The sequence below is a fragment of the Peptoniphilus sp. genome (assembly GCF_022767005.1).
Classification (GTDB): domain Bacteria; phylum Bacillota; class Clostridia; order Tissierellales; family Peptoniphilaceae; genus Peptoniphilus_A.
Window position 1 is genome coordinate 20,526 of record NZ_JALEOV010000011.1, and the last position, 12,148, is coordinate 32,673.

14 protein-coding genes are annotated in these 12,148 nt (G+C 29.9%); all 14 read left to right on the plus strand.

What is annotated here, in order from left to right; translation table 11 throughout:
- The first annotated feature begins 1 nt into the window (after nt 1).
- The 14 genes from glpX to ispG all read left to right on the plus strand — a co-directional run bounded on the left by glpX (nt 2) and on the right by ispG (nt 12,144).
- On the plus strand, nt 2-967 hold the full coding sequence (glpX, locus tag MR285_RS00995; protein ID WP_293557259.1) for a class II fructose-bisphosphatase: 966 nt from the start codon (nt 2-4) through the stop codon (nt 965-967).
- Nucleotides 968-972: 5 nt separating this feature from the next.
- On the plus strand, nt 973-2,403 hold the full coding sequence (rho, locus tag MR285_RS01000; RefSeq protein ID WP_293557260.1) for a transcription termination factor Rho: 1,431 nt from the start codon (nt 973-975) through the stop codon (nt 2,401-2,403).
- Nucleotides 2,404-2,544: 141 nt separating this feature from the next.
- Nucleotides 2,545-2,748 (plus strand): 50S ribosomal protein L31, encoded by a 204-nt coding sequence (rpmE, locus tag MR285_RS01005; RefSeq protein WP_005956574.1) that lies wholly within the window; start codon nt 2,545-2,547, stop codon nt 2,746-2,748.
- 42 nt (nt 2,749-2,790) lie between these two features.
- Nucleotides 2,791-3,627 (plus strand): peptide chain release factor N(5)-glutamine methyltransferase, encoded by an 837-nt coding sequence (gene prmC, locus MR285_RS01010; protein ID WP_293557261.1) that lies wholly within the window; start codon nt 2,791-2,793, stop codon nt 3,625-3,627.
- Between the two features lie 8 nt (nt 3,628-3,635).
- Entirely contained in the window at nt 3,636-4,703 is a 1,068-nt protein-coding gene (gene prfA / locus MR285_RS01015) for a peptide chain release factor 1 (protein ID WP_293557262.1), read from the plus strand.
- A gap of 108 nt (nt 4,704-4,811) precedes the next feature.
- Nucleotides 4,812-5,354, plus strand: a complete 543-nt coding sequence (locus tag MR285_RS01020; RefSeq protein ID WP_293557263.1) for a ferritin family protein — start codon at nt 4,812-4,814, stop codon at nt 5,352-5,354.
- A gap of 363 nt (nt 5,355-5,717) precedes the next feature.
- A complete protein-coding gene (rpsB, locus tag MR285_RS01025; protein WP_293557264.1) occupies nt 5,718-6,512 on the plus strand; it encodes a 30S ribosomal protein S2 in 795 nt (264 codons plus the stop codon).
- A gap of 71 nt (nt 6,513-6,583) precedes the next feature.
- Entirely contained in the window at nt 6,584-7,228 is a 645-nt protein-coding gene (tsf, locus tag MR285_RS01030; protein WP_293557265.1) for a translation elongation factor Ts, read from the plus strand.
- 16 nt (nt 7,229-7,244) lie between these two features.
- Nucleotides 7,245-7,949 (plus strand): UMP kinase, encoded by a 705-nt coding sequence (gene pyrH, locus MR285_RS01035; protein WP_293557266.1) that lies wholly within the window; start codon nt 7,245-7,247, stop codon nt 7,947-7,949.
- Between the two features lie 9 nt (nt 7,950-7,958).
- Nucleotides 7,959-8,516, plus strand: a complete 558-nt coding sequence (frr, locus tag MR285_RS01040) for a ribosome recycling factor (RefSeq protein WP_293557267.1) — start codon at nt 7,959-7,961, stop codon at nt 8,514-8,516.
- Between the two features lie 45 nt (nt 8,517-8,561).
- The gene (locus MR285_RS01045; protein WP_293557268.1) at nt 8,562-9,287 is read left to right on the plus strand and encodes an isoprenyl transferase; all 726 of its coding nucleotides are present in this window, start codon (nt 8,562-8,564) and stop codon (nt 9,285-9,287) included.
- A 2-nt stretch (nt 9,288-9,289) separates the two neighbouring features.
- The gene (locus tag MR285_RS01050; RefSeq protein WP_293557269.1) at nt 9,290-10,072 is read left to right on the plus strand and encodes a phosphatidate cytidylyltransferase; all 783 of its coding nucleotides are present in this window, start codon (nt 9,290-9,292) and stop codon (nt 10,070-10,072) included.
- Nucleotides 10,073-10,081: 9 nt separating this feature from the next.
- Nucleotides 10,082-11,092, plus strand: a complete 1,011-nt coding sequence (rseP, locus tag MR285_RS01055; protein ID WP_293557270.1) for an RIP metalloprotease RseP — start codon at nt 10,082-10,084, stop codon at nt 11,090-11,092.
- A complete protein-coding gene (gene ispG, locus MR285_RS01060) occupies nt 11,089-12,144 on the plus strand; it encodes a flavodoxin-dependent (E)-4-hydroxy-3-methylbut-2-enyl-diphosphate synthase (protein ID WP_293557271.1) in 1,056 nt (351 codons plus the stop codon). Before rseP ends, ispG begins: the two co-directional genes overlap by 4 nt.
- Nucleotides 12,145-12,148: the final 4 nt, after the last annotated feature.

The window sequence follows — 12,148 nt, forward strand, 5'->3', positions numbered from 1 at the left end:
GATGGACAGAAATTTAGCACTAAACTTAGCAAGAGTAACAGAAGCGGCAGCACTTTCAGCAGGTAAATGGCTTGGAAGGGGAGACAAAAATGCAGCAGATGGTGCCGCAGTTGATGCGATGAGAAGAATGTTTGACACAGTTGATATTGATGGAACTGTAGTTATTGGCGAAGGAGAAATTGATGAAGCTCCTATGCTTTATATTGGAGAAAAAATTGGTACAAAAAAAGGCGAAGAAGAAGTAGATATTGCAGTTGACCCTATTGATGGAACAAATTCTATTGCAAATGGTACTGATAATTCTATCGCTGTACTTGCAGTAGCTCCTAAAGGATGTCTTTTAAATGCACCTGATATATACATGGATAAAATTGCCTGTGGACCAAAAGCTAAGGGACTTATTAAACTTGACGATACACCAACTGAAAATATTAAAAGAGTAGCAAAAGCTCTTAACAAAAATATTAATGATATAGTCGTAGCTGTTTTAGATAGACCTAGACATGAAAATCTAATTAATGAGATAATTTCTATTGGAGCGAGAGTTAAAAAAGTTTCTGACGGCGATGTTGTTACAGCTATTGAAACTTGTTATGAAGATTCTGGAATTGATCTTGTAATTGGTCGTGGAGGTGCACCTGAAGGGGTAATTGCAGCTGCAGCCTTAAAATGTTTAGGTGGAGATTTCCAAGGAAGACTTCATCCAACAGATGAAAAGCAAGAGCAAAGATGTAGGGATTTAGATTCAGATTTAAAAAAGGTTTATACAATTGAAGATTTAGTAAAGGGAAATGAAGTTATTTTCTCAGTAACTGGTATTACTTCTGGAGAAATTCTTGAAGGAGTAAAATACTACGGAGACAATAAAGCAAAGACTGAAACTTTAGTCCTAAGACTTCCTAGTGGAACGCAAAGATTTATAAAATCAATTCACTCTCTTGATTTAAAACCTGATTACGCAAAATAATTATTATGAACAATGACAATGAATTAAAAAATAAATCCATAGATGATTTGAGAAAAATTTCTAAATCATTAGGATTAAAAGATGTTGAAAAATATGATATTGAAGATTTAAAACATTATATTATTAAGGGTGAGATCCAAAATAAAAATTTGAAAGATGAACCTTTGGAGAGGTTAAAAGTTTCTGAACTTAGAGATATTGCTAAAGATTATGGAATTGAAAAATCCTATAGTTTAAAAAAAGAAGCACTAATTAAAGAAATAAATTTAATAAGAGAAAATGAAAAAATTGAAAATTCAGATCTTTCAGAAAATGCACAAAAAACTTTAAAAAATTTAGAAGAAAAAGACTATGTTAAAGGGATTTTAGAACTTCATCAAGATGGTTATGGATTTTTAAGAAGAGTTAATTATCTTCCAAGTGAAGAGGATATCTATGTGTCCCCATCACAAATAAGAAAGTTTAGACTTAGAAATGGCGATGAAATTCTTGGAATTAAATCTCCTCCAAAGGATGGAGAAAGTTTTAATGCTCTGTTATATATTAAATTAGTAAATGGAATGCATCCTTCAAAAGTATTGAATAGACCTTATTTTGACAATCTAACTCCAATCTATCCTAAAAAGAAAATTAATTTAGAGACAAAAGAGGAAGATATAGCAATGAGGGTAATAGATTTGCTTTCACCAGTAGGACTTGGTCAAAGGGGACTAATAGTATCTCAACCAAAATCTGGAAAGACAACTCTTTTGAAAAAAATATCTAAATCAATTAATATAAATTATCCAAATTTGCATTTGATAGTATTGTTAGTTGATGAAAGGCCCGAAGAGGTTACGGACATGAAAAGATTTGTTAAAGGTGAAGTAGTGTATTCAACCTTTGATGAAAACCCTAAAAATCACGCTCGTGTTGCTGAAATGGTAATCGATAGGGCTAAGAGATTAGTTGAAAATAAAGAAGATGTTGTAATACTTTTAGATTCTTTAACTAGATTATCTCGTGCCTATAATTTAATCACGCCCACAAGTGGCAAAACTCTTTCTGGAGGACTTGATCCTCTATCACTTCACAAACCAAAGAGATTTTTTGGTGCTGCAAGAAATATTGAAGAGGGCGGTAGTTTAACCATACTTGCCACTGCTCTTGTAGATACAGGTTCAAGAATGGATGATGTAATCTTTGAAGAGTTTAAGGGAACGGGCAACATGGAACTTCACTTAAACAGAACTCTTTCAGAAAAGAGAATTTTTCCTGCTATTGATATTTTAAAATCTGGCACAAGAAAAGAAGAACTATTATTGAATAAAGACGAGCTAGCATTTAATTACGAGTTTAGAAAAAATTTAAACGAAGAGAATATTGAGGATGTGACTGAAAAATTTTTAGATAAACTTTCAAATACAAAGAATAATTCAGAGTTTTTAAATAAATAGTTTATCTTTGTTTCTTAAAATGTTGATTTATAGCCTAGTTTATTGTATAATAATTGAGGTAATAAATATAATTTGTATAATAATGAAAATTATGTTATAATATAAAAATTGAGTTATAAAATACTTTAAGGGGGCTAAACAATGAAAAAAGGAATTCATCCAGATTATAAAGAAGCTACAGTAACTTGTGCTTGTGGCAATACTTTTAAAACAGGATCTGTTAAAGAAGATTTAAAAGTTGAAATTTGTTCAGCTTGTCATCCTTTCTTTACAGGAAAGCAAAAACTCTCTGATCATGGCGGCAGAATTGAAAAATTCAATAGCAGATACAAGAGAAATAAATGACAATAAGGTTAGCCTAGCTAACCTTTTTTATTACTTAAATTTATGAAAATAAAAGATGCACTTATTGAGGGAAGAAAATTTTTAAAAAATTTAGAATATACAGATCCTGCTTTTGAAACGCGAAAAATTTTAACAGAACTTTTAAATAAAGACTTATATTATTTAATTGCACATGACGATGAAGAACTTGAAAAATCAATAGAAGAAAAATATTTCAATGTTTTAACAAAAAGACAAGAAGGAATACCACTACAATATATTTTTGGAAAAGAAGATTTTTATGGTAGGACTTTTACAGTTTTAGAAAATGTATTAATACCTAGACAGGATACAGAAATTTCTGTTGAAATAATATTAAAATTAGTTAAAGAAAATAATATTAAAAATATGCTTGAAATTGGATGTGGAACAGGCATTGTGAGTATTACTGTTGATTTAGAAAGTGAAGGGAAAATTAATATTACTTCAGTTGATATAAGTCCCTACGCAATTAAAAATTCAAATATAAATAAAAAAATTTTAAAATCAAATATTAAAATTTTAAAGAGCAATTTATTTGAGAAAGTTGACGAAAAATTTGATTTAATTTACTCAAATCCTCCTTATATTAAAACTAGTGAAATAGAAAACTTGCAAGTTGAGGTGAGAAATCACGAACCAAGACTTGCCCTAGATGGTGGAAGTGATGGACTTTGTTTTTATAGAAAAATAATAAAAAAGTCACAAGATTACTTAAATAAAAATGGATTTTTAGTATTTGAGATAGGTTATGATGAAGCAGAAGATGTTTCATTGCTCATGAGAAAAAATTTTAATGTTGAAATTTTTAAGGATCTAAACAATTTAGATAGAGTAGTAGTTGGACAATTAAAAGTATAGGAGCAAATATGTACGAAAAACTTTCTGTTTTTGAAGATAAATTAATTGAACTTGAAAAAGATTTAAGCAATATAGAAGTTATTAATGATTCTAAGTTATATCAACAAAAGGCAATTGAGCATGCTGAAATTGAACCTATTGTTGAAAAATATAGAGAATATAAAAATACTTTAAACTCTTTAAATGAAAATAAAGAATTGATTAAAGAAAAATTAGATGATGAATTTAAAAATTTAGTAAGAGAAGAAATAAATGAAGAAACAAAAAAAATTGAATCGTTAGAAAATGATTTAAAGATTTTGTTAATTCCAAAAGATAAAAATGACAGTAAAAATGTAATGGTAGAAATTCGTGCTGGAGCTGGTGGAGATGAAGCAGCTCTTTTTGCAGGAGTTTTATATAGACAATATGTTAGATATGCAGAAAGATCTGGATTTAAAGTTGAAACAATCTCTTCAAATGAAATTGGAATTGGGGGATTCAAAGAAATTGTATTCATGATTATAGGAAATGGGGCTTACTCAAGATTAAAATATGAATCAGGAGTGCACAGAGTTCAAAGAGTTCCCGAAACAGAAAGTGGTGGAAGGATTCATACTTCCACAGCTACTGTCGCAGTTTTGCCAGAAGCCGAAGATGTAGATGTTGAAATTGATCCTACAGAAATTAAATTCGACGTATTTCGAGCATCTGGAAATGGTGGACAATGTGTAAATACAACTGACTCTGCAGTAAGACTTACTCACATTCCAACTGGAATAGTTATTTCTTGTCAAGACGAAAAATCACAACTTAGAAATAAGGAAAAAGCAATTAAATTACTTAGGTCTAAATTATATGATTTAAAACTTCAAGAGCAAAATGAGAAAGAATCAATGGAAAGATCTTCACAAATTGGAACTGGGGATAGATCTGAAAGAATCAGAACTTATAATTATCCTCAAGGAAGAGTGACTGATCACAGAATTAATTTTACATCTCACAAAATTGATGCTATAAATGACGGAGATTTAGATGAAATAATAGACGCCTTGATAACATATGATCAAACAAAGAAAATTGAAAATTTAGATTAATGATTTAGACGAATATTAGATTTATTTAGTAGATTTATTTGATTTTTCATAAATATTAGTCTATAATAATAAGAGTAATTTATTATTAAATTTTATGGGGGTAATATTATGAATCAAATGACAAGTGACAATTTAAGATCAGCATTCGGAGGAGAATCTCAAGCTCGTACTAGATATAATATCTGGGGTGATGTAGCTGAAAAAGATGGATTTAAAAATGTAAAAAGACTTTTTGATGCAACTTCTGATGCAGAAAAAATTCATGCAACACTTCATTTCAAAGCTCTTAAAGATGTATCAGGTGATTTTGCTGTAACATCAATGGCTGGTTTTGGAATTAATAGCACTTCTGAAAACCTTGAAGCTGCAAGAAATGGAGAAATATTTGAGTCAACTCAAATGTATCCTGCCTTTATCGCAGTTGCAGAAATGCAAGGAGAAGAAGAAGCTGTTAAAGCTATGAAATTTGCAACAGCTGCTGAAAAAGTTCACGCTGAAAGATATTTAACTGCAAAAGAAGCTGTAGATTCAGGTAAAGACCTTGATGTTGAAAATATTTATCTATGTCCTGTATGCGGATATATAGCTTTTGAAGAAGAAGAAAAATGCCCTATTTGCGGATGCCCAGGAAGCAAGTTTATCGCTTACTAATTAAAAAGTCTCTCTTTATAGAGAGGCTAATACATAAAAGAGTCGGTAGTATGATATCGACTCTTTTTTATATATTTTTACTATTTCTTGAAAAAATTAAAATTTTTTGGCAGGCTAACTTAGTCTTTTTATGTATTAATATAATATTAAAGTTTTTTCTAAATCTTTAGAGAATTTTATTTTTTTAATTTTAAATACTGGCAAAGGTCAATATAAAATAAACAAAATATTGCTAATTTTAACACATTATGTTATACTTTTATCCGGTAACTAATACACACATTTTTTGATATCTAAGGAGTTGCCAATTTGGTCCCTTTGATAAGTGATAAAAATGGAGGAAAAAACACGGAGGTGGCTTAAATGTCAGTAATTTCAATGAAAAATTTATTAGAAGCCGGTGTTCACTTCGGACACCAAACTAGAAGATGGAATCCTAAGATGAAGAGATTTATATTTACTGAAAGAAACGGTATTTATATAATTGACCTTCAAAAGACTGTTAAAAAAGTTGAAGAAGCTTATGATTTCGTAAGAGAGATTGCAGCAAATGGTGGAGAAGTTCTTTTTGTTGGTACAAAAAAACAAGCTCAAGACGCAATCGAAAAAGAAGCAACTAAATGTGGTATGCCTTACATTAATGAAAGATGGTTAGGTGGTCTTTTAACTAACTATAAGACTATTAACAAGAGAATTGAAAGGCTATACAAATTATTTGAAATGGAAGAAAATGGAACTTTTGACGTTCTTCCAAAGAAAGAAGTTGCTCAATTACTACATGAAAGAGAAAAACTTGAAAAATTCCTTGGCGGAATTAAAGAAATGAAGGGAATGCCTCAAGCACTATTTGTAGTTGACCCTAAAAAAGAAAGAATTGCAGTTAAAGAAGCACATATTTTAGGAATTCCTGTTATCGGTATCGTTGATACAAATTGCGACCCTGAAGAATTAGATATTCCAATTCCAGGAAATGACGATGCAATTAGAGCAGTAAAACTTATTACTGAAACTATTGCTAATGCAGTTATCGAAGGAAAACAAGGAAGCCAAATTGAAGATAACGATGATGATTATGATGAATCCACTCAAGATGTTTCTGTAAAATCTATTGAAAGCGAAGAAACTGTTGAGGATGAAAAGTCAACTATAGAAGAGTAAAGATATTTCGAGAGTTCTAAAGTAATCCTTTAAAACTCTCTTTTTTTAAAATAAATAAGGAGTGAATTAAAATGGCTATTACAGCAGCGTTAGTTAAAGAATTAAGAGAAAAAACTGGAGCAGGCATGATGGACTGCAAGAAAGCTTTGTCAGAAACAAATGGAGATATGGACAAGGCAGTTGATTTTCTAAGAGAAAAAGGTTTGGCATCTGTTGCTAAAAAATCTTCAAGAATTGCATCTGAAGGTCTTGTTGACTCTTACATTCATGGTGGAAGAATTGGGGTTTTAGTTGAAGTAAACTCTGAAACAGACTTCGTTGCTAAAAACGAAGAATTTAAAAATTTTGTTAGAGATATTGCTATGCAAGTTGCTGCAGTTGCTCCAAAATATGTTAGTCGTGAAGAAGTTCCTGCTGAAGAAGTTGAGCATGAAAAAAATATTCTTACTGAACAAGCAAGAGGAGAAAATAAACCAGAACATATTATTGAAAAAATGGTAGAAGGTAGACTTGAAAAATTCTATGAAGAAATTTGTCTTCTTGACCAAGATTTCATTAAAGATCCAGACAAAAAAATCAAGGATATTTTAAATGATTTAATAGCAAAAATTGGTGAAAATATAAAGATCAGAAGATTTGTTAGATTTGAAGTTGGCGAAGGTCTTGAAAAAAGAGAAGAAAACTTTGCTGAAGAAGTAGCTAAACAAATAGGTTAACAAATTGGAGGAGTAAATGCCAAAATATAAGAGAATTGTTTTAAAACTCAGCGGCGAAGCACTAGCAGGTTCAAATTCCGTTGGAATTGATATTGATTATGTCAATTTAATTGCAAGGCAAGTAAAGAAAATTTATGAATTAGGTGTTGAGACGGGAATTGTTGTAGGTGGCGGAAACTTTTGGAGAGGACGCGACGAAAATAATATTGATCGTGCCACATCTGATTATATTGGTATGTTAGGTACTGTTATGAACGCTTTAGCATTACAGGACTCTTTAGAAAAATTAGGCGTTATTACTCGTGTGCAAACTGCTATAGAGATGAAGCAAGTTGCAGAACCATATATAAGAAGACGTGCTATAAGACATTTAGAAAAGGGTCGTGTTGTTATATTTTCAGCTGGAGTTGGAAATCCATATTTCTCAACTGATACTGCCGCTGCTCTTAGGGCAGCAGAAATTGATGCCGATGTTATACTTTTGGCTAAAAAAGGTACAGATGCAATTTACGACTCTGATCCAAATATAAATGCTAATGCAAAAAAATATGACAATTTAAGTTATAGAGAAATTTTAAATAAAAATTTAAAAATAATGGATGGCACTGCAACCACACTTTGCATGGATAACAATATACCTCTAAGGGTTTTTGGAATTGATGAGGAAGATGCAATGTATAAAGTTGTGTGTGGCGAAGAAATTGGTACAAGTGTTAAATAGGAGGATATTATGATATCTGATCTAAAAAATAATTCTGAATCCAGAATGAAAAAAACTGTAGGATCATTAGTTGAATCACTTCAATCTATAAGAGCAGGTCGTGCTAATACTACTTTACTAGACAAAATTCATGTTGAATATTATGGACAACAAACTCCAATTAATCAAGTTTCTAGTCTTTCTGCTCCAGAACCAAGACTACTTACAATTCAACCTTGGGATTCTACTTTAATTCCTGAAATTGAAAAAGCGATATTAAAATCAGATTTAGGAATAACACCTTCAAATGATGGAAAAATTATTAGACTTGTTATTCCTCAACTTACAGAAGAAAGAAGAAAAGATCTTACAAAATTAGTTGGCAAATATGCTGAAGAAGCAAAAATTTCTATTAGAAATATTAGAAGAGATGCTATGGAAGATATTAAAAAAGCTGAAAAAGCTAAGGAAATTTCTGAGGATGATAAGGTTTCATATGAAGAAGATATTCAAAAGTTGACAGATAAATATATTAAAGAAGTTGACAAAGTAGCAGAAAATAAAGAAAAAGAACTTATGGAAATTTAATTTTTAGCCTTAGATTATTCTAAGGCTCTTTTTTTAAGGAGTTTTATGAATTATTACGAAGAATTAGACTTAAATAACATTCCGAAACATGTCGGGATAATTATGGACGGGAATGGAAGATGGGCAAAAAATAGGAATATGCCAAGAACTTTTGGGCACAAAGAGGGAACTAAAAGAGTAATAGAAATAGTTGAGGCAGCTTATAAAATAAATATAAAATCCTTAACTTTATATGCCTTTTCTACAGAAAATTGGAAGAGGCCCGATAATGAAATCTCAAAACTTATGGACTTATTAGCTTTTTACATAAAAACTCAATTAGAAAAAATAAAAAAAAATAATGTTAAAATTAATGTATTAGGCGACTATAATGTTTTTCCGCCCACAATAGTGAAACTAATTGAATATGCATTGCAGGAAACAAAATCAAATGATAGAATGATATTAAATATTGGGCTAAATTATGGTGGTCAAAGTGAAATTGTTAGAGCGACAAAAATGATTTGCAAAGAAGTTATTGCTAATAAAATTAACATTGATGATATCAACACAGAAAACTTTAAAAACTATTTATACACAAAAGAACAAGATGATCTTGATTTTTTAATTAGACCTAGTGGAGAATACAGAGTTTCTAACTTTTTACTTTATCAATTAGCTTATAGCGAATTTTATTTTTCAAATGTATTGTGGCCTGATTTTCATGAAAATGAATTTTACAAGGCAATTTATGATTTTCAAAAGCGAAACAGAAGGTACGGAGGACTATAATTTTGAAAGATTTACAAAAAAGAGTTATCACGGGAATATTGGGTATTTTATTAATAATTTTAATTTTTTATTTGGGAATAAACGCTATTAAGATCTCAATTTTTCTTTTGACTCTTGAAAGTGTTAGAGAAATTTACAATGCTCTTCACATTAAAGGCATTAAGTTATGTTTGCCAGTTTTATTTTTTGGTGCAATTATAACTTTTTTGTGTTCTTTTTTTGATAAAAACTTAATTTATTCTCTTGTTCTTTTTTTTGTTGTTAACTCATGCCTTTTAGTATTTTTAGAAAATTATGATATAAGCAATTACACTTACACTTTTTTTACTTATTTTTATGCTATATTTTTATTGAATTTACTTGGCAGTATTGACGATATCTATTTAATTATTTCTGCCTTTATAATATCTTTTTCAACAGATACTTTCGCATATTTTGTTGGATCAACTTTTGGAAAGCATAAATTAATAGAAAGAGTAAGTCCTAACAAGTCTGTAGAAGGTGCAATAGGCGGTACATTTTTTGCGCTTGTTATTACAACGACATATTTTATTATGTTAAATAAATACAATTCCATTTATAATATAAATGCTCTTGTAGTTTTAATTGTTTTTTTAGCTTCCGTAGCTGGTCAATTTGGGGACTTATTTGCTTCTAAGATAAAAAGATATACAGGAATAAAAGATTACGCTCAAGTTCTTCCTGGACATGGCGGTATACTTGATAGATTTGACAGTTTAATTTTTATTAGTCCCTTTGTATTCATTTTGTATAATTTTATTTAAGGAGGATAAATGATTACTTTAATAAGCTCTGTTGCAGTTTTTCTATTAGTTGTAATGCTTCATGAGTTTGGACACTTCACTGTTGCAAAACTTTCAGGAATAAAGGTTAATGAATTTTCCATTGGTATGGGTCCAAAACTTATCCAAAAACAAAAGGGAGATACTTTTTATAGCCTTAGAGCACTTCCGATTGGTGGTTATGTTGCTATGGAAGGTGAAGAAGAAAACTCACATGATCCAAGGGCCTTTAATAATGTTTTTATTTTAAAGAGAATGGCAGTTGTTTTGGCTGGAGCTTTCATGAATTTTGTGTTAGGATTTCTTGCATTTACAATTATTTTTTCCATAGTTGGCTATGGATCAAATGAAATAGAAAATGTAATAAAAAATTCTCCCGCTGAAATTTCTGGTTTAAAATCTGGAGATAAAATTGTAGAAATTAACCAAATAAAAACTAAAGATATATACAAAATTAATTCATTGATTAGAGACAAAAAAGATGAAAATTTAAATTTAAAAGTAGATAGAGAAGGCGAAATATTAAGCTTTAATTTAAAGCCAAAATATTCTGAAGAAAATAAAATGTATTTAATAGGTATTACATCTAAGTTGAAGCATTCCTTTTTTAAATCAATAGAAATTGGCGCAAAAAGAACTCTGGATATGTCCATTATAATTTTAAAAAGTTTAAAAATGATATTAGACGGCTCTTTTAAAATGGAATACCTTTCTGGACCAGTTGGAGTTGTACAAATGATAGGATCTGAATCCTCTAAGGGATTTTTAAATTTCTTACAAATTTTAGCTTTAATTTCAGTGAATTTAGGTGTATTTAACTTATTACCAATTCCTGCACTTGATGGTGGGAAGTTTTTCTTTTTATTAATTGAAGCAATAAGAGGAAAGCCAATTGATGAAAAAATTGAACAAAAACTTTCTTTAATTGGAATGAGTCTTTTATTTAGCTTAATGATATATGTAACTATATTTAATGATATTGGAAGGTTGTTTAATAAATGATAAACAGAAAAGAAACAAAAAAGATTTATGTTGGCGATGTTCCAATTGGGGGAGATGCTTTTATCTCTATCCAATCAATGACAAACACCAATACAAAAGATGTAAAATCAACTGTTTCACAAATAAAAATATTAGAAGATGCAGGTTGCGACATTATTAGAATGGCGGTAAATGATTTAGAAGATGCAGCCGCTCTTAAAAAAATAAAAAAAGAAATTAAAATTCCAATAATATCTGATATTCAATTTGATTATAAACTTGCAATTGCTGCAGCGGAAAATGAAAGTGATGCAATAAGACTAAATCCTGGAAATATTGGATCCTCATGGAAGATAAAAGAAGTAACAGAAGCTTGTAAATTTCATAATATTCCAATAAGAGTGGGGGTGAACTCCGGTTCTATTAAGCAAGAATTTTTAGACAAATTTAAGGGAGTTAATGCATCTTCAATATGTTTAAGTGCAATGGAAGAAGTTGAAATTCTCGAAAAAAATAATTTTTTTGATATTGCAGTATCTTTAAAGGCTTCAAATGTAAATTTAACAATTGATAGTTATAGAAAATTTTCTCAAATGTCAAAATATCCACTTCATCTTGGAGTTACTGAAGCAGGAACGCCAAAAAAAGGAATAGTTAAATCTGCTATTGGAATAGGAACTCTTTTAGCCGAAGGAATTGGTGATACAATAAGAGTTTCATTGACATCTGATCCATTAGATGAAGTTATAGCTGCAAAGGATATTTTAAAAGCATTAGATCTTCGCAGAGAAGGAATAGATTTAATTTCATGTCCAACTTGTGCAAGAACTAAAGTTAATTTAATTGAAATTGTTAATACTGTGGAAGATAAGCTTTATTCAATGAATAAGAATTTAAAAATTGCAATTATGGGCTGTGCAGTAAATGGACCTGGTGAAGCAAGAGAAGCTGACATTGGAATTGCCTGTGGAAATGGAGAAGGACTTATTTTTAGTAAAGGTGAAATAATTAGAAAAGTTCCAGAAGACAAACTTTTAAGTGAATTATTACAAGAGATCGAAAAAATTAGGTGATGAT

What these genes read in the sequence shown, in the direction of transcription:
- glpX (WP_293557259.1), top strand. Translation starts at nt 2, where the DNA reads ATGGACAGAAATTTAGCACTAAACTTAGCAAGAGTAACAGAAGCGGCA.
- rho (WP_293557260.1), top strand. Translation starts at nt 973, where the DNA reads ATGAACAATGACAATGAATTAAAAAATAAATCCATAGATGATTTGAGA.
- rpmE (WP_005956574.1), top strand. Translation starts at nt 2,545, where the DNA reads ATGAAAAAAGGAATTCATCCAGATTATAAAGAAGCTACAGTAACTTGT.
- prmC (WP_293557261.1), top strand. Translation starts at nt 2,791, where the DNA reads ATGAAAATAAAAGATGCACTTATTGAGGGAAGAAAATTTTTAAAAAAT.
- prfA (WP_293557262.1), top strand. Translation starts at nt 3,636, where the DNA reads ATGTACGAAAAACTTTCTGTTTTTGAAGATAAATTAATTGAACTTGAA.
- MR285_RS01020 (WP_293557263.1), top strand. Translation starts at nt 4,812, where the DNA reads ATGAATCAAATGACAAGTGACAATTTAAGATCAGCATTCGGAGGAGAA.
- rpsB (WP_293557264.1), top strand. Translation starts at nt 5,718, where the DNA reads ATGTCAGTAATTTCAATGAAAAATTTATTAGAAGCCGGTGTTCACTTC.
- tsf (WP_293557265.1), top strand. Translation starts at nt 6,584, where the DNA reads ATGGCTATTACAGCAGCGTTAGTTAAAGAATTAAGAGAAAAAACTGGA.
- pyrH (WP_293557266.1), top strand. Translation starts at nt 7,245, where the DNA reads ATGCCAAAATATAAGAGAATTGTTTTAAAACTCAGCGGCGAAGCACTA.
- frr (WP_293557267.1), top strand. Translation starts at nt 7,959, where the DNA reads ATGATATCTGATCTAAAAAATAATTCTGAATCCAGAATGAAAAAAACT.
- MR285_RS01045 (WP_293557268.1), top strand. Translation starts at nt 8,562, where the DNA reads ATGAATTATTACGAAGAATTAGACTTAAATAACATTCCGAAACATGTC.
- rseP (WP_293557270.1), top strand. Translation starts at nt 10,082, where the DNA reads ATGATTACTTTAATAAGCTCTGTTGCAGTTTTTCTATTAGTTGTAATG.
- ispG (WP_293557271.1), top strand. Translation starts at nt 11,089, where the DNA reads ATGATAAACAGAAAAGAAACAAAAAAGATTTATGTTGGCGATGTTCCA.